At 61.8% G+C, this 16438-nt stretch carries 10 protein-coding genes; 7 read left to right on the plus strand and 3 right to left on the minus strand.

The window, feature by feature from the left end:
• Positions 1-109: 109 nt before the first annotated feature.
• Together ACN6KF_RS30245 and ACN6KF_RS30250 are read right to left on the minus strand one after the other, a co-directional pair.
• Positions 110-2557 (minus strand): M23 family metallopeptidase, encoded by a 2448-nt coding sequence (locus tag ACN6KF_RS30245; RefSeq protein ID WP_434960578.1) that lies wholly within the window; start codon positions 2555-2557, stop codon positions 110-112.
• Between the two features lie 18 nt (positions 2558-2575).
• On the minus strand, positions 2576-3124 hold the full coding sequence (locus tag ACN6KF_RS30250) for a DUF1036 domain-containing protein (RefSeq protein ID WP_434960579.1): 549 nt from the start codon (positions 3122-3124) through the stop codon (positions 2576-2578).
• 303 nt (positions 3125-3427) lie between these two features.
• Between ACN6KF_RS30250 and tssK the strand changes: the two genes are divergently transcribed.
• The 7 genes from tssK (at position 3428) to ACN6KF_RS30285 (ending at position 15979) form a co-directional block, all read left to right on the plus strand.
• Positions 3428-4762, plus strand: coding sequence for a type VI secretion system baseplate subunit TssK (gene tssK, locus ACN6KF_RS30255; RefSeq protein ID WP_434960580.1), 1335 nt, complete (start codon positions 3428-3430; stop codon positions 4760-4762).
• A gap of 11 nt (positions 4763-4773) precedes the next feature.
• Positions 4774-6234 carry a type IVB secretion system protein IcmH/DotU gene (icmH, locus tag ACN6KF_RS30260; protein WP_434960581.1) on the plus strand — a complete coding sequence of 487 codons (1461 nt, stop codon included), beginning with the start codon at positions 4774-4776 and terminating at the stop codon, positions 6232-6234.
• Positions 6234-9800 carry a type VI secretion system membrane subunit TssM gene (tssM, locus tag ACN6KF_RS30265; protein ID WP_434960582.1) on the plus strand — a complete coding sequence of 1189 codons (3567 nt, stop codon included), beginning with the start codon at positions 6234-6236 and terminating at the stop codon, positions 9798-9800. Before icmH ends, tssM begins: the two co-directional genes overlap by 1 nt.
• An 11-nt stretch (positions 9801-9811) precedes the next feature.
• Complete coding sequence (gene tagF / locus ACN6KF_RS30270) at positions 9812-10495, plus strand: type VI secretion system-associated protein TagF (RefSeq protein WP_434960583.1); 684 nt, start codon at positions 9812-9814, stop codon at positions 10493-10495.
• Positions 10495-11262 (plus strand): PP2C family protein-serine/threonine phosphatase, encoded by a 768-nt coding sequence (locus ACN6KF_RS30275; RefSeq protein WP_434960584.1) that lies wholly within the window; start codon positions 10495-10497, stop codon positions 11260-11262. Before tagF ends, ACN6KF_RS30275 begins: the two co-directional genes overlap by 1 nt.
• Positions 11263-11283: 21 nt before the next feature.
• The gene (locus ACN6KF_RS30280) at positions 11284-13977 is read left to right on the plus strand and encodes a serine/threonine-protein kinase (protein ID WP_434960585.1); all 2694 of its coding nucleotides are present in this window, start codon (positions 11284-11286) and stop codon (positions 13975-13977) included.
• Positions 13978-14503: 526 nt separating this feature from the next.
• Positions 14504-15979: a PIN domain-containing protein gene (locus ACN6KF_RS30285; protein WP_434960586.1), complete on the plus strand. Its 1476-nt coding sequence runs from the start codon at positions 14504-14506 to the stop codon at positions 15977-15979.
• A 93-nt stretch (positions 15980-16072) separates the two neighbouring features.
• Here ACN6KF_RS30285 and ACN6KF_RS30290 read toward each other — a convergent pair whose 3' ends face one another.
• Entirely contained in the window at positions 16073-16363 is a 291-nt protein-coding gene (locus tag ACN6KF_RS30290; protein WP_434960587.1) for a PAAR domain-containing protein, read from the minus strand.
• Between the last annotated feature and the right edge of the window lie 75 nt (positions 16364-16438).

The raw sequence follows: 16438 nt of genomic DNA on the forward strand, positions 1-16438 counted from the left end.
TCTTGATCGCTCATGGCAACGCTCGGGCGAGCGGATGGGAAGAGCAGGCGAGACGCCTTGGGGAAGGGGCAGTCCCAACTCCGATTCGCATGAGGCCCGGCACGACCCCTCATTGCAGCAGCGCCAGCACGGATGTCTTGAGCGCGGCGAAGGCGGGATCGCTGGCGAATTTCGCCAGCGGTTCGTTGTTGGCCGTGCTGGTGCCCGTATCCTGCGACGGCGTGGAGCTGCCCGAGATCGCCGCACCCATCTTCTTGGCGGCCCAGGCGATCAGGAAGCTCAGCGTCTTGCCCTGTTCGAAGGGGTTGGCCCGCACATGGGCGGCGCCGAACACGTCGGAGATCAGGCTGTTCTGTGGGCCTCGGAGCGCCTTCACCGCCCCGCCCGAGCCGAGGAAATGCGCCAGATAGAGATTGCCGGGCGTGACGGTATGGCCGGCCTGCCTGATCACCGCAGCATTGTCGCGGGTGTGGGCTGTTGTCATCGCCCGTGCGAGGTCGCAATTGGTGCGCAGCGCCAGCACCTCCTGGCGGCTTTTGCCAACCAGAAGATCCGGACGATGCAGCCGGATGGTGGTCATCCAGGTCGACTCGATGAACTGGCCGAGCCCGACCGCCGTGGAGAGCGGGTTAGCGGCATTGCATTTGTTGGCGCTTTCGATGGTGATGATACGACCGACGAACTGGTCGACGGCTCCGTTCGCACCGCTGGTGCTCGTGCTGGGAGCGTTGGGGGTGCCGGTGCTGGTACTCACCTGGCTGTCGGCGACCGGATCGACCGGCACGCCATTGTTCCGAACTTCGAAATGCAGGCGCGGCTCGCGGCTGGAGGCCGGCGTGCCGACATAGCCGATGGCCTCACCGGCCTGGACGCTATTGCCAACGGCAAGCCCGGTCGCCGCCCGAGCGAGATAGGCATACATCGAGGTCTTGCCATCATCATGGGAGAGCCGCACCACCGTGCCGAAATTGCTCTCCTCGCCGATCGCGGTGACCTTGCCGGCATAGGCGGCAACCACGGGCGCCCCCTCGGGAGCCGTCCAGTCGATGCCATAATTCATGGATGCGGCCGAACTGTCCGAGCCCTGCGGGCCGAATCTGGCGACGATCACGCCGTTGACGGGCGTGACCATGCCGCCATCCGGCACGCTGCCTTGGCCCGCCGACGACACGCATTCGAAGGGCGCACCCGCCTGTGGCTGCATCACATAGCAATCGAGATTACCGGTGGTACGCCCGATGCTGACAAAGACGATACGCCCGAGGCCCTGCTTGGAATCCCGCGGAGCGGGCGAGTAGATCAGCGAAATCGTGTCGCCTGGCTGCACCTTCTGCTCCAGGTCCTGGGCACGCGACAGCAGCATGATCGCTTCGCCGATCACCGGTGCGGGCAGCCTGTTGCGCAGCGCCGTGACATAGATCGCATCGAGCAGGCGTGGCTGGTTCTCCGGATCGACGTGCGCCGGTGCCAGCGGCGCCGCGAAGGGATCGCGCCGATACCAGGGATCTTCGGAACGCACATAGGCGCCGACATCGTTGAGGGCGATGGAGCCGATCAACTCGGTCTTGGCATAAACAGACACCTGCACCGGCTGCATGTGGTTGGGATCGCCATCAGCGGCAATCGCGCGCACCACGTAGCGGTCATCGGCCTCGAGCATCGGACGGCTGTAGAAGGCATTGAAGGCGTCCCCGGCCGCACTCGCCCGCTGGGTATCAAGGCCGAGATTGCCGAGCGCGTCCGTAAGGGGGATCCGAACCTTGGCCTTTTCGGCAAAATCCGCGACCCTGTCGCCTGCGCTGCTGCTCGAAGCGGCGATCGAGGAGGAACCGGTGGCCGTGTCGGCGCCGGGGGCGTTGTCGACCGCGCCGGCGGAAGCCGGCGCCTCCTGGGCGATGGCGATGTCCTCCTGGGACCCCAGCACCGCGACCTGCGATTGCGGAGTGGGCAGGTCGAGGACGTCCTTCAGCCGAAACACCTCGTTCTTGATGCCGAGGCTGACTGCTGCCTTGCGCTGCGTATCACCAGCCAGCTTGATCAATTGGCGCGGAGCGCCCGCAAGCTGTGGCACGATCACCGGGTCCCCGCTGAGATCGATGATGCGTGGCTTGATTGCCGCCCGTATCAGGGCCTCGTCTTCCGCTTCATTGTCCTCGCCCTGCACAGGAACCAGGCTGGCCTGCAGGTCGCTGTCGGTCACGGTGACCTGCTGCCGGGTTCGATCGGGAGCAAGCAAATAAATCGTGGTCACGGCCGAGCCGAGGCCGAGAAACACCAGAGCGGCAGCCATGGTGAGATAGACCAGCGCGCCTGCGGGGCGGGCGGCCGGCGGAGCTGGTTTGCCGGTATCCTTGGGAACATTCCTGGCCGGGCTGGCGCCGTCTGGCGCGGGCTTGGCGGTTTTCTTCGCGACCCGTGCGACGGGCTTGGCCGGCACGATGATGGTGGCGTTGGTGTCTTCGGCGGCCGCTTCGGTCTGCGGCTTGGCCACGCCCGGCCGGGAGGGATCCGCGGGATCGGAGGATGCTTGCCCGGCTATGACTGTCTTGTCGTCCATGGCGGAGGCGTGCCGAGGTCAGGGTTTGTCGTCGGGGCGGATGAACACCGTCCACGAGCCGGTATCGCCGGTGTCGACCTCCTTGAACTTGGCCTGCACGAAACCGCGCACCCAGCAATCCCAGGGCTGGTCCTGCACCTTTTCGATTTTGAAGCGCTTGGTGTCGACGCACATGTCCCAGCTTCCCTCGAATGCGCTGTCACCTGTGGCGGTCGTCGCATAGATATAAACATATCTAAGCTTGAGGCCGGCCAAATCTTCCTTGATCGGCGTGACGCAAGTATTGCCTGGCAATGTCCACCAGCCTTCGGTGGCGAATTTCCTGTCGATTTCCGCGCCGATCGCGACATTGTACAAAGTGACTGACTGATTGCACACTCGGAAAGCCGCTTCGGCCTGGTCGCCCTGACCCAGAATCAAGCCAAGCGACGTCATGGTGAGGCCTAAAGCAAAGTGCGTTTTAGAGAAAACGCGCTTTTGCTCTAACTCCTTGTTTCGACGGGTCTTTGCGATTCTAGGCAATTCCAATAAATCGCAAAGCACTTTGGCCTTCGCAACCACAGACATTGAGGAAACAGCTTCGAGAGCACTGATCGACTGTATCACGCGATGACAGAATTTCGTATCCGCCGCACCTCTTTCTGTCTACCTCACAATGGGGGAGGCGACGGTTGAACGCCTGCTTTAAACTACAGTGGTATGGTGGATGTAAGCCGGTGGGTCGCTTGACTTCCTCAGGTCATATGGCACAGTTCATGAGAAGCCGAGAGAATTCGCTGGCGCAGCGGCCGAACGTTTTTTTGGCGAGGCCTTGCGACAGCATTGCCAAGCCTGACAATCACACAACCAAATCCTTCGGGCGGCTGATCAATGTCCTGGTATAGCAAAGTCGCTTGGTCGGAAGGTCTGTTCCTCCGGCCGCATCACTTGCAGCAGGGCGATCGTTATCTCGAACACCTGCTCGAGGGCCGCACCAGCCAGATCACGCCCTATCCTTGGGGCTTCAGCGAAATCGAGATCGACCGCGACCTGGCGCAGCAAAGCAAATTCGGCCTGCGCCGCGCCGCCGGCGTCCTGTCGGACGGCACACCGTTCCGTTTTCCCGGTGATTGCCCGCCGCCACCACCCGCCATGGTGCCCGAAAATGCAGCCGGGCTGTTCGTCTGGCTGTGCATGCCCATGGCCCAGCCCAACAGCCGCGAGGTCGATGAGCCTGAGAGCGAAAGTGGCAGCCGCTATGTGGTGCAAGCGGAGACGCTGATCGACGCTTCCTCCGCCTTGCAGATCGAGGAAGAGATCGACATCGCGGTGCCGCGTTTCAGCTACGAAATCCGCCGGACGCCGAAACCGGGCTTCGTTTCCATGCTCTGCGCCCGGATCATCGAGGTCAACGACAAGACCATCGTCTTCGACGAGCGCTTTGCGCCGCCCGTGCTGGTGGTCGCCGCCCATGCCGCCGTCACCGGCTGGCTCGACCGCGTAATCGGCTGGGTGGAGACCAAGCTCGACGAGTTGGCGCGCTTTGCCTCGGACCCGCGCTCCAGCGGCGGCATGCAGAGCGTCGACTATTTCGTGCTGCAGATGCTCAATCGTGAAATTCCGGCGCTTCGGCATATGCGCCGCTCGAAATATACCCATCCCGAGCGGCTCTATGTGGAATTGCTGCGTCTGGCCGGAGAATTGGCGACCTATTCCACGCGCGAACGACGCGCCAACGACTATCCGGCCTACGACCATGACAATCCCGGCGCCACCTTCGCCCCGGTGCTGGCCGACATTCAGCGCTTCCTCAGCGTCGACATCAGCCGCGCCATCCGGCTCGAAATCGTGGAGAAGGCCACCAACGCCTTCCTGGCGACGGTGACCGACCGCAATTTGTTCCGGGCTTCGACATTCGTGCTCGAAGTGGCGGCCCAGCGCTCGCTCACCGAGTTGCAGACACAGTTCCCGGCTCTGTTCAAGGTCGGCCCCAATACGCGCATGAACGAGATCGTGCACGCCCATCTTCCCGGCATCGGGCTTATTCATTTGCCGACGCCGCCGGCGCAGATCCGGGCGATCACCAGCCACGTCTATTTCGCCCTCGATCGCATGTCACCCCTCTGGCCTGAGTTCAGCACCGCCAGCGGCATCGGCATGCATTTTTCCGGCGACTGGCCCGGGCTTGAGCTCAATCTGTGGGTCGTCAAGGAAGACGTGAAGTAGGATGTGGGCACATGACGAACGGCAAGGGCCCGTTCGGGTCTAATCCGGATTTCGAAAAGACGGTGATCAAGCCCAATCCGGGCGGCCGGCGTGACGGCCAAGGTGCGCCCAATCCGGGCGGAACCCCCGCGCCGGCCCAGGATATCTGGGGTGGGCCGCGCGTGGCGGCAGGCGCTGCAACGTCGCAGCCCTACCAGCCCCTGGCAGAGACACCGCGGGCCCAGTCGGCCTTGCCGCTCGCGCCCGCCACGGTCGATCTCGAAGCGCTCGGCGTCAGCGACAGGACCGGCGGGCCCAATCCCATCCTCGAAGCGGCCATGCCCTTGCTGCTCGTGCTCGCCAATATCCGTATCGCCAGGCAGGTTCCCCAGGTTGCGCCGATGATGAGCACGGTGGCGCAGGGCATCGAGACCTTCGAAGGCGAGCTCAATGCGCGGGGGGTTCCCGAACCGCAGGTGCGAACCGCCAAATATGCGGTCTGTGCCACCGCCGACGACATCGTGCAGAACCTGCCGAGTTCGGACCGCAATCTGTGGACGCAGTACAGCATGCTGAGCCGCTATTTCCAGGTGCGCGACAGCGGCGTCGGTTTTTTCGACGAACTGTCCAAGCTGCGGCAACACCCGCAGATCAATCATAATCTGCTCGGCCTGATGCATGCCTGCATGTCGCTGGGCTTCGAAGGCAAATATCGGGTTGCCGGCGGCGATGTCCCGCATCAGCAGATCCGCCGCGACCTCTATGAAACCCTCCGCGCCCGCGAGGCACGGGTGACGGATCATATCTCGCCGCATTGGCGGGGCCAGGACATCGCCGCCGCCTATGTACGGCGGACCGTGCCGGTATGGGCTATCACCTCCGTCGCCGTCGGCCTGCTCCTCCTCAGCTTCCTGGCGTTCCGCTGGCTGCTCGGCGGCATGTCCGACACGGCGAGCGCCGGCCTGCTCGCCTTGCATCCGACCGGCGACATCCATATCTATCGGACCGTGCCGGCACCGCCGCCGCCAACACCGCCGATCAAGGTCACCGGCCAGCTCGAGCGCATCCGCGAGCGCCTGAAGGACGACATCGCCGCCAAGAAGGCCTCGGCCGACTATTCCGGCAAGGACATCGTGGTGCGGCTCCTCAATGATTCCCTGTTCGACAAGGGCAGCACCACGGTGCGCCCCGATGCCGTTGCTGCCATCGGCCATATCGCCGCTGCGCTCGACAAGGAACCAGGGCAGATCCGTATCATCGGGCATACCGACAACACGCCGGTCCGCGCCACCGTGCGCTACAAGGACAACCAGCAGCTTTCCGAGCAGCGAGCCAAGGCGGTCGAGAAGATCCTCGTCGCCGGCATCGCCGATCCGCAGCGTCTGACCACTTCGGGGCTGGCCGATACTGCACCGATCGATCTCAGCAACACGGCCGAGGGCCGGGCCAAGAACCGGCGCGTCGAAGTGTTCATCCCGCGCGAGGATCTGTGATGAAGCGCTGGATCATTGTCATCGTCAGCTTCCTGGCCGTGGTCGCGCTGTGCGCGGTGATCTGGCTGGTGCTGCCGCTTGTCGCCGTGGCCGGCATCGAGCCCTTCGACAATCCCTGGCTGCGGCTGGCGCTGATCGGCCTCCTGCTGGCCGTTTATTTCTGCTGGCTGGCCTATCGCATCTACAAACACGGGCAATCGGCCCGGGCGCTGGCCGAGAACATCGCAGTGCAGGAGCCGGAGGATGACGGCTCCGATGCCGTCGTCCTGGCCGACAAGATGCGTGACGCCCTGCTCACGCTCAAGGGCTCGCGGCGCACCAAGGGCGACTTCCTCTATGAGCTGCCCTGGTATCTCATCGTCGGGCCGCCGGGCGCCGGCAAGACTACGGCCCTGATGAATTGCGGCCTGAAATTCCCGTTGGCCGCCCATACCGGACCGATCGCGGGCAGTGGTGGCACGCGCTATTGTGATTGGTGGTTTACCGAGGACGCCGTCTTCATCGACACCGCCGGCCGCTACACCACGCAGGATTCCGACACCGAATCCGACCGCAAGAGCTGGCTCGCCTTTCTCGATCTCCTCAAGCGCCACCGCGAGCGCCAGCCCATCAACGGTGTGCTGGTGGCCATCAGCATCGGCGATCTCCTGTCGATGAAGGAGGCCGAGCTCGGCGCCCATGCCGTCGCCATCCGCAAGCGCCTGGCCGAGCTCAACAATCGCCTGCAGGTGGATTTTCCAGTCTATGTCATTTTCACCAAGGCCGATCTGGTCGCGGGCTTCATGGAGTATTTCGGCAATCTCGACCCCGAGGAGCGCAAGGCCGTCTGGGGTGCCACCTTCCAGACCAAGAACAAGAAGGAGAACCGGGTCGGTGACGTCGGGCCGGAGATCGACCTCTTGGTGTCAAGGCTGAGCGCCGAATTGCCCGATCGCCTGCAGGAAGAGCCGGACCCGATTTCGCGCGTGAGGCTCACAGGCCTGCCGTCCCAGCTTGCGGCGTTGAAGCCGGTCATCACCCGCTTCCTCAACCAGATCTTCGAGCCGACGCGCTATCAGACCAGTGCCGCGCTGCGGGGCTTCTACCTCACCTCCGGTACGCAGGAAGGCACGCCGATCGACAAGTTGCTGGGCTCGCTGTCGCGCGACCTCGGCCTGCAGGCCGGTGCCAGCCTTGCCTATTCGGGACGGGCCAAGAGCTTCTTCCTCGAGCATCTCCTCACCAAGGTGGTGTTCGGCGAGGCGGGTTGGGTTTCCACCAACGCCGCGGCGGTGCGCCGCAAGATCCTGCTGCAGACCTCGGGCTATGTGCTCGTCGCTGGTGTGACCCTGGCCGCGCTCGCCGGCTGGCTGACCAGCTATTACGGCAACAAAGCCCTGATCGACCGCACGGATGTCGCCACTGCCGCCTATGCGAACGATACGGCGGCACTGCTCAAGGAGGATCCAGTCGACGATGCCGATTTCCTCAAGGTCGTCGGGCCGCTTGGCAAGCTGCGCGATTTTCCCTGGGGCTATGACCGGCTGAACAGCGAACCGCAGATCAACGAAACATTGGGGCTCGGCCAGCACAAGCGCATCGGCACGGCAAGCGTGGCAGCCTATCGCGACGGGCTGGACCGGCTGTTACGTCCGCGCATTCTTTTCCATCTCGAAAAACGGCTCGCCGATCTGCAGGACCAGCCCGAACAGCTCTATGAACCCCTCAAGGTCTATATGATGCTGGGCGGCGATCCCGCCATTCCGGTGGATACGGCCCTGATCGAGGGCTGGATGCGGGGTGATTGGGAAAGCCTTTATCCGGGCGAGCCCAACAAGGCGACGCGCGACAGCCTGAGCCAGCATCTCGACGCCATGCTCAATATCGAGGGCACGCCGCGTCCGATCGCCCTCAATGGTGATCTCGTCAAGGCGAGCCAGGTTGCATTGACGCGGCTGTCGCTGGCCGAACGCGCCTTTGCCATCATCAAATCGACCGCGCATGACCAGAGCGTCAGGGATTGGACCGTTGCAGGCAATGCCGGGCCGGATGCTGCCGTCGTCTTCGGCACCAATGACAGTTCGCCCATCGAGAGTGTCGGCGTCCAGTCGCTGTTCACCTATGATGGCTTCTACGCCTTGTTCCTCGACAAGATGAAGTCGGTGATCACGCTTCTGCAGAACGAGCGCTGGGTCCTGGGCGGCGCAGGCAGCACGCAGGCCATCGACGAGCAATACGCCAATCTCGGCCCCGATCTCTACCGCATTTACGACCAGGAATTCATCAAGGCGTGGACTGCGGCGCTCGGCAAGTTGAAGCTCAACAGCTTCGCCGCCGACAAGCCAGGCTATGCCACGCTGCGGGCCGCCACCGGTGCCGCTTCGCCGATCAAGCTTCTGTTCGAGTCCATCTCGGCGCAAACCAGGCTGACCGAGGCACGGCAGGGAGCCGATAGTGACGTCGGCGGCAAGCTCAAGGATGCTGCGGTGAAAGCCGCTACCAAGGCCGTCACCAGAGCTGCCGGCAGCAGGCTCGACGATATGGCAGCGATCGGCCTCGACGCCGCCAAGAAAGCCTCCGGCCGTGGCGGCAATGTCGAGGCACCCTTCGTGCCGGGCGCCATCATCCAGGAACATTTCCGCCGCTATCACGACCTTGCCCGCAAGAACGGCGACAAGAGCCAGATAGACCTCCTGGTCGAGCAGTTGAAGGGCCTCTACCAGAGCCTGATCGACGAGCAGGACTTCGAGCGCGCGGCGCAGGCGCGGCAGAACATGCAGACTTTCCTCGGCTCCATCGCCACCAGCTCGTCGCGGCTCGAAACCCCGTTCGACACCATGTTCCGCGATGCGATGGCGGAATTCGAGCAGAAAATCATCGGCGACAAGGTGGCCGACCTCAAGGGCGAGCTGAAGGGCTCGGTAACTCGCGAATGCCTCAATATCGTCGGCAACAAATATCCCTTCTCGCCGGGCAGCAAGCAGGAGGTACCGATCGGCGAATTCGGCCGGCTGTTCGGGCCGAACGGTGTGTTCGACACCTTCTTCCGCGAAAAGCTCGCGGGACTCGTCGATACCTCCGGCGCGGCTTGGGGCTGGAAGCAGAATTCGAAGTTCAGCCAGGCGCTTTCGCCCGAGACACTGCATCAGTTCCAGAATGCCGCGCGCATCAAGGAAGCGTTTTTCAGCGGACGCGGCACCTCGCCCAATGTGAAATTCGCGCTGGTGGCGCAGTCGATGAGCCAGAAGACGGCCTCGGTGAGCTTCGAGGTCAACGGCACCAAGCTCGACAGCCCGTTCGGCGTGGTCTCGCGCGGCGATTTCGAATGGCCGGGCCGTTCTCCCGACGGTACCGCCTCGATCACCATGCCTGAAAGCGATGGCACCTCACCCTCGCTGCGTTTCACCGGCGCCTGGTCCCTCTATCGTTTGCTGCAGAAGGGCGACATGCGCCAAGCCGGCAATAAGGCGACGGCCCGTTTCGTCGTCGGCGGCAGGGAGGTCACCTATCAATTGACCTTCGACACGCTCGACAATCCCTTCACCATCCTGTCACAACTCAAATTCGCCTGTCCGTCGGACCTGTAGGACCCGTCGTCATGATGACAATGTGCGGCATGTTCGGAAAGCTGCCTTCCAAGCGCGACTTCGTGTCCTACAACATGCCGCGGCCCTTTCTCGACCAATGGGAGGAGTGGCTCCAGGGTGCCGTCGCCGCCAGCCGGCACGCGCTCGCCGAGCGCTGGCAGGAGATCTATCTCGGCTTTCCGATCTGGCGCTTCTGGTGCGGCCGGCGGGTTTTCGGCTCGGCGGTGACCGGCGCGCTGATGGCCTCGGTCGACGGCGTCGGGCGCTATTTTCCGCTGACGGTATGCGCCTGCGAGCCGCCGGACGCCTATCTGGAACCGCCGCCCTCACGCGGGCTCGATCAGTGGCACGAGGGCTGCGAGCAATTCCTGCTCCATATGCTCGACGATAATTTCGAGCGCGAGCCCTCCCATCTGCTGGCGCAAATTCCGTTTCCACCCCTCGTATCGCGCCTGCCGCCACCACAGCGCGACGGTGGCTTGCTGCTGTGGCCCGGCAGCGAAATGCCGGTCACCGACGCTTTCCGCTCGCTGGAGATGGCGGACGGCGATGCCCGCAACGGCGGCCGTAGCTATTGGTGGACGCATGGCGGCCAAGGCGCCCTTCTGGGCGGCCATCAGGCCAGGCTCGTGGTGGCCGAGGGCAAGCCCGACGCCCAGTTCTTGTCGTTCCTGATGACGGGGGAGACGATCTGATGGACCCTTGGGCATCTGGCGACCATCTGAAATTCGAAACCGCAGCACTGACCCACCCTGGCCTTGTGCGCCGCTTCAACGAGGACAGCATCTTTACCGATGGCGAGCGCGGCATCTGGGTGGTGGCCGACGGAATGGGGGGCCACCGCGACGGCAATCTCGCCAGCGCGATGATCGCCGATGCCGCGCGAGGTGTCGGCAAGAGCGCTTCCTTGATGGAATTCGCGGAGGCGTTCCGGCGAGAGATCGGCATCGTCAATGCCGAACTTCTGGCCCGTTCCCAAGGTCGGCCGGAGCATATCGTCGGCTCGACGGTTGCGGCGCTGCTGACCCATGATGGCAATTACTGCTGTCTGTGGGCTGGCGATTCCCGCTGCTATCTGGTGCGCGGCGGGCGCATCGAGCAGCTCTCGCATGACCATACCGAAGTGCAGGAACTGGTGGATCGCGGCATCATCAGCCAGGCCGAGGCGGCAAGTTGGCCACGCCGGAACGTGATTACCCGCGCCGTCGGTGCCATCGATGATTTCCAGCTTGAACATGCCACCGGTGTGGTAAAGTCGCGCGATTGTTTCGTGCTGTGCAGCGACGGCCTGACCGGACATGTCAAGGATGAGGAAATCCTGGCCATGAGCAACGGGCTGAGCGCGAACCAGGCGAGCCACGAACTTCTCGAACTCGCCTTGGCGCGCGGTGGCAAGGACAACATTTCCGTTGTCGTCGTCAATGTCGTCGACACAGGCGCGACAACGGTTGTGATGCGATAATGGCCGCCGATGGAACCGTCCGTGAACGATGACCGAACCCGGATCGCGATCCGCGGCTCGGCCGTGAGCATCGGCGCCGAACTCAACCAGACCTACCGCATCGACGCCCTTCTCGGCGTCGGCGGCATGGGAGAGGTGTATAAAGGCCACAACATCCAGACCGGCGATCCGGTGGCGATCAAGATCGTGCTGCCGGAATTTGCCGGGGACGAGACCATTGTCGGTCTGTTCCGCAAGGAAGCCCGCATCCTCAACCACCTCTATCACGAGGCCATCGTCCGTTATCACGTGTTCTCGTTCGATCCGGTGCTGTCGCGGCCTTACCTGGCGATGGAATATGTGGATGGTCCTTCGCTCGCGGCCCATGTGAAGAACGCGCCGCTTGCCCCCTCCGAATTCATGCACTTGCTACGCCGGCTGGCCGATGGTCTGCACCGCGCGCATCTGGCTGGCGTCATTCACCGTGACATGTCGCCCGACAACGTCATCCTGCCGGGTGGCCTCGTGCAGAATGCCAAGATCATCGATTTCGGCATTGCGCGTTCCGCCAATGTCGGCGGCGAAACCCTGCTGGGCGGCAGTTTCGCCGGAAAATACAATTTCGTCTCGCCAGAACAGCTCGGTCTTTATGGCGGCGAGGTCACGCCCAAATCAGACATCTACAGCCTGGCCTTGGTGATGGTAGCCGCCATGCGAGGCCGGCCGCTCGACATGACAGGCTCGCAACTCGACATCATCGAGAAGCGCCGCAGCCTGCCCGATCTCGATGGTGTACCCAAACAATTTCACGCCGTACTATCCGCGATGCTGGCCTCCGATCCCGCGAATCGTCCGGAGGACATGGCCGCTATCCGCGATTGGCCGGATAGTCCGGCAAACCCCAAGCCGAAAGCCGAGAAGAAAGCCACCAGCGCCAAATCGGCCGAGGTCTCCCAGACAAAGCCTTCGCACGCCCTTCGTAACACGATTTTTGCCACCACCGCTCTCGCGGTCATCGGACTCGGTGCGCTGGGGGGCTGGATCTATACCGATGGGAACCTGTTTTCGGGCAATACCCCACCCATAACCGGGCAGCCCGATAACAAGCAGCCGGATGGCAACAGCCAGGAGACCCTTGCCAAGCAGGAGGCCGAGCGACACGATCGTCTGGCGAAACAGCTTGCGAGCGCTGGCCAGGGCGAGGCCGCCCTGCAAAGTTTCCTCGACCAGTGCGGCGCGGACTGCCCCGATGATCTGGTCCAGCAAGCCGGGATCAGTATCGCTGCGCTGAAGGAGCAGGCTGCGCGCCGTGAGCGCCTGGCGGCTCAGCTATCGAGCGCTGGGCAGGACAGCTCGGCCCTGCAGAGCTTTCTCGACCAGTGCGGCACGGATTGCCCCGATGATCTGGCCCGGCAAGCCAAGAACAGTATCGCTGCCCTGAAGGAGCAAGGCACTCGCCGTGAGCGCCTGGCGAAGCAGCTTGCGAGCGCTGGCCAGGACGAGGCCGCGCTGCAGAATTTTCTGGCTCAATGCGGTGCGGACTGCCCCGATGATCTAGCCCGGCAAGCCAGGGGCAGTATCAGTGCCCTCAAGGAGCAGGCCTCCCACCGTGAGCGCCTGGCGAAGCAGCTTGCGAGTGCTGGGCAGGACAGCTCCGCCCTGCAGAGCTTCCTCGACCAATGCGGCGCGGACTGCCCTGATGATCTCGCGCGGCAGGCCAGAGGCAGTATCAGTGCCCTGAAGGAGCAGGCCGCGCGCCGTGAGCGGCTGGAGAAGCAACTGGCGAGCGCCGGGCAGGACAGCTCGGCCCTGCAGAGCTTCCTCGACCAGTGCGGCGCGGACTGCCCCGGCGATCTCACCCAGCAAGCCCGGAACCGCATCGATGCGGCCAAGAAATTGGCTGCGCGGCATGACAGCCTCGCGGTGCAGCTCAAGGCTGCTGGCAAGAATGCCACTGCACTCAGGAGATTCCTCGATCAATGTGGTGCCGATTGCCCCGATGATCTGGCTGCAAAGGCAAAGGCCGCGATAGAAGGCACCAAATTGGCGGCTGTTACATCACCCACGCCGGCCGCGCTCCGGGATTTCGTGGCAGGCTTTGGCGCGGATAGCTGCTTTGCCGCAACGGCAGATGATGTAACGGCCAATTCCGCAACCGTCACGGCTCTCGGCACGGCAACGGTGGACCAGAGCTTCGCCGATGCCTTCAGGCAGAAGGCTGGCTTTACGCCGACGGTGAAGCTCGATGCGGTTTCCGACCAGCAATGCGGCTTCGTCGGCGCGTTGCGCCGCATGTCGGTTGCCGGAGCGCCACCTTTGAAGATCGTCTTGAGCAAAGCCGAGATCCGCGGCGGCGACGCGGATAAGGGCACGCCGGGTGACCCACTCACCGTCTCCGTAACCGGGGCAGGAGAGCGCAACATCTATCTGTTCGTGATGGACCACAAGGGCGGGATCCAGAACATCAATCGGCTCTGTGCCTCCTGCATCACCATGAAGGCAGGGGAAATCGAGGCCGGACTCAGCCTGTCGGCGCCGGCCAGGACCGATGGCGAGGCTCGGCCCTCCTTTTATCCGATGCTGGTATTCGCCGTGGCTTCGTCACGGCCGCTCATCAGCATCAACGCGCAGGATGCCTTCGAGGCGGATGATTTCATCACGCCTTTCCTGAAGGAGATCGCGAATGCGCGGGATGTCACCACGGTGGCGGGCTATCTCAAGCTCCGCGACCAGTGACGGCGCAGCGCGGAGCAGATTGCGGGCGGCGACTTGGTGGAATGGGGCGTGACTTTCCGCCCCCTCTGGCTTCAGGACCTGAGAAGTTCTACAGCACCTCCGGAGAGGGCTATTCCAATTTCGCGTGTAAAAGCTCGATGCAGTTTACTTAACTAAAGAGTATATCTTTTTTTTTAGAAAGTGCTTTTGAGCACTTACCGAATTCCTTGAATCGATGAATATTTTCAGATGGATTATCGATGAAGCCTACTCGAAAGACTTTCTTATTCCTGTGCGGAGAATTTGCTTATGTCCGATGATAAAATCTGAAATCGGCTGCATAGCAATATTTATAATATTGTTATTTGGAATAATAATTAAATATTAGAATAATACTCATGCAAATTTAGTGTAATATTTAATATATTTACCCTATATATTTACAAGTGCATTATTTATTTGTATAATTTAATTATATTTTTTAAAATAGAATTATTGGAGTCTTAGAAAATAAATTTACTTCCAGTAATAATCATATGGAGGCCCTATGACTGACCCCATTATCCTGGACAAGAACGTACTCACGTCGATTGCAAGGAATAATCAGCCGGCGGCTGAGAGTTTGAAAAAATACTTGAACTCCGGAACGCCGGTCTATATTTCGCGCGCTGCTTATGACGAGTTGGTGACGCGGGCGCAAACTCAAAAACAGGGCGGCGAATATGATTGGCTGCTCAAGGATGCGCGGATCACGATTGCACCGTCAGGCAGCATCAAGGATCGCGGCGACGTCTATGCCGACAACATCCAATATACTCCTGCTCCCAATCGCCCGCAGTTGAAGGATTTCTCGCGCAAGGACGATACCACCAAGCCAGGCGACGTGTTCGTCGTAGCCCAGGCCAAGGCTATCAACGCGCGTCTGTGGACGTTCGATAGGAAAGTACAGAATGCGGCGCCCGCACTCGGCGTGAGACTGGCGCCGGAGTGCAGTATTGGCGACCGCAGCGGTGTCGAGGACGTAGCGATAGCACGGAAGCTACTCGGACTTAATCCACGCACCCTTGGCGCCAATGGCAAACCGGTGCCGCCGTCAGGAGGATCGGGAGGCGGATCTGGCGGCAGCTATTCAATCGGTGTGGCCGACAATGCTGTTCCGGAATACGTCGGGCCATCCCCGAAGGGCACGGCAACGATAGCGGGGATTCAGCTGGCTTTCGAAGGGGTCAATTTCGTCCTCAATCTCGTCAATGACTACATCCAGAAGGGAAAGGTCACGCAAGCTCTAGATCAGGTCAGGCCGGGCATTGCCAGCGAACGCGCGTCGAATCCGCGGATGGGCATTCTGCTGTTATTTTACTATACCCAGTATCAGGCTTCCGATGAGAGTCTCATCAAGCCGGGCGCCGTGTTCGATCACTTGACCTGGGGAAAAGGGACCACCCGCGACGAAGCGCTTCGCGAGGCATTGAGCGTGCCGACACTATCGCGGGGCACCGGGCCAAACGAACGCGCCTTTTCGCAGGAAGTCTGGATAGCACCGCTTCAGAGATCTGCTGTCACCACCGCCAAATGTCCATTCAAACCCATTGCGATAGGACGGTTCTTTCTTGGCGACTCCAACAAGGCGAAATTCCAACAGGTGGAGTTCAACATTCTTGGTGGCTTTGACGATGTGGTTGAAACGAGCGTTGAACTGCCAGCCGACTCCAATGTCGATTTTGCCGTCCTTGAACCGCCAACTCAGGTCTACTGGTACAATATGAATGGGCGGCAATCCGTCAACGTTCCACTCCTGGACGATAAGACCGCGAACGAGAACACCATCAAGGTAGTCGATCTCGATCCATGGAGCCCGTTCCACGCGAAAGCAGCGATGGTCTTTCCTGTGGATGAATGGACGGAGAAGGTATTCGGACTAATTTCACCTACGGGAAACTATTTCAGCCTCGGGACCTATGTGAATTTCAACATGATCCGGTGGGTACGCGCTAAAAATATCCATCTGCTGCGCTTTTTGTAGCCGTCCAGGAAGAATTCGAGTGTCAGTCTGAGACGAGCCTCGGTCCGAGGTCGATGCCGTTGCGCGTTCGCACAACGGCCAGCTTTCGAACAACTACCCCCCGATCAGCACGGTCGGCCACATGCCCACGATGGTGCCACCATGGGCGGTGAGATCGCCGATACGTGCCGCCATCTGGCCGTTGACATACACCGTGGTCGATCCCAGTGCGATCATGTCAGGCGGCCCGACGCAGATGCAGATATCCCCGACCCGGGCCTGCAACTGGCCGCCGGTGAAGACATTCACCGACCCCATCACGATCGGACCGCCGACATGCGGCACCAGCACATTCACCAGCGGGCAGACATGCATGTCGCCCAGACGTGAAGCAGGTTGTCCCATCAGCCACTTCCTGTTCCGCGTCCTTCAGGACCGAACGCGCGACGTTGCACCATACTCTGTCCGACTGCAGCGTTT

Source organism: Labrys methylaminiphilus subsp. lupini (genome assembly GCF_051161885.1).
Taxonomy (GTDB): domain Bacteria; phylum Pseudomonadota; class Alphaproteobacteria; order Rhizobiales; family Labraceae; genus Labrys.

Coding starts and splice junctions, on each gene's coding strand:
- tssM (WP_434960582.1), top strand. CDS start 6,234: ATGAAGCGCTGGATCATTGTCATCGTCAGCTTCCTGGCCGTGGTCGCG.
- ACN6KF_RS30250 (WP_434960579.1), bottom strand. CDS start 3,124: ATGTCTGTGGTTGCGAAGGCCAAAGTGCTTTGCGATTTATTGGAATTG.
- tssK (WP_434960580.1), top strand. CDS start 3,428: ATGTCCTGGTATAGCAAAGTCGCTTGGTCGGAAGGTCTGTTCCTCCGG.
- ACN6KF_RS30285 (WP_434960586.1), top strand. CDS start 14,504: ATGACTGACCCCATTATCCTGGACAAGAACGTACTCACGTCGATTGCA.
- ACN6KF_RS30275 (WP_434960584.1), top strand. CDS start 10,495: ATGGACCCTTGGGCATCTGGCGACCATCTGAAATTCGAAACCGCAGCA.
- tagF (WP_434960583.1), top strand. CDS start 9,812: ATGATGACAATGTGCGGCATGTTCGGAAAGCTGCCTTCCAAGCGCGAC.
- icmH (WP_434960581.1), top strand. CDS start 4,774: ATGACGAACGGCAAGGGCCCGTTCGGGTCTAATCCGGATTTCGAAAAG.
- ACN6KF_RS30290 (WP_434960587.1), bottom strand. CDS start 16,363: ATGGGACAACCTGCTTCACGTCTGGGCGACATGCATGTCTGCCCGCTG.
- ACN6KF_RS30245 (WP_434960578.1), bottom strand. CDS start 2,557: ATGGACGACAAGACAGTCATAGCCGGGCAAGCATCCTCCGATCCCGCG.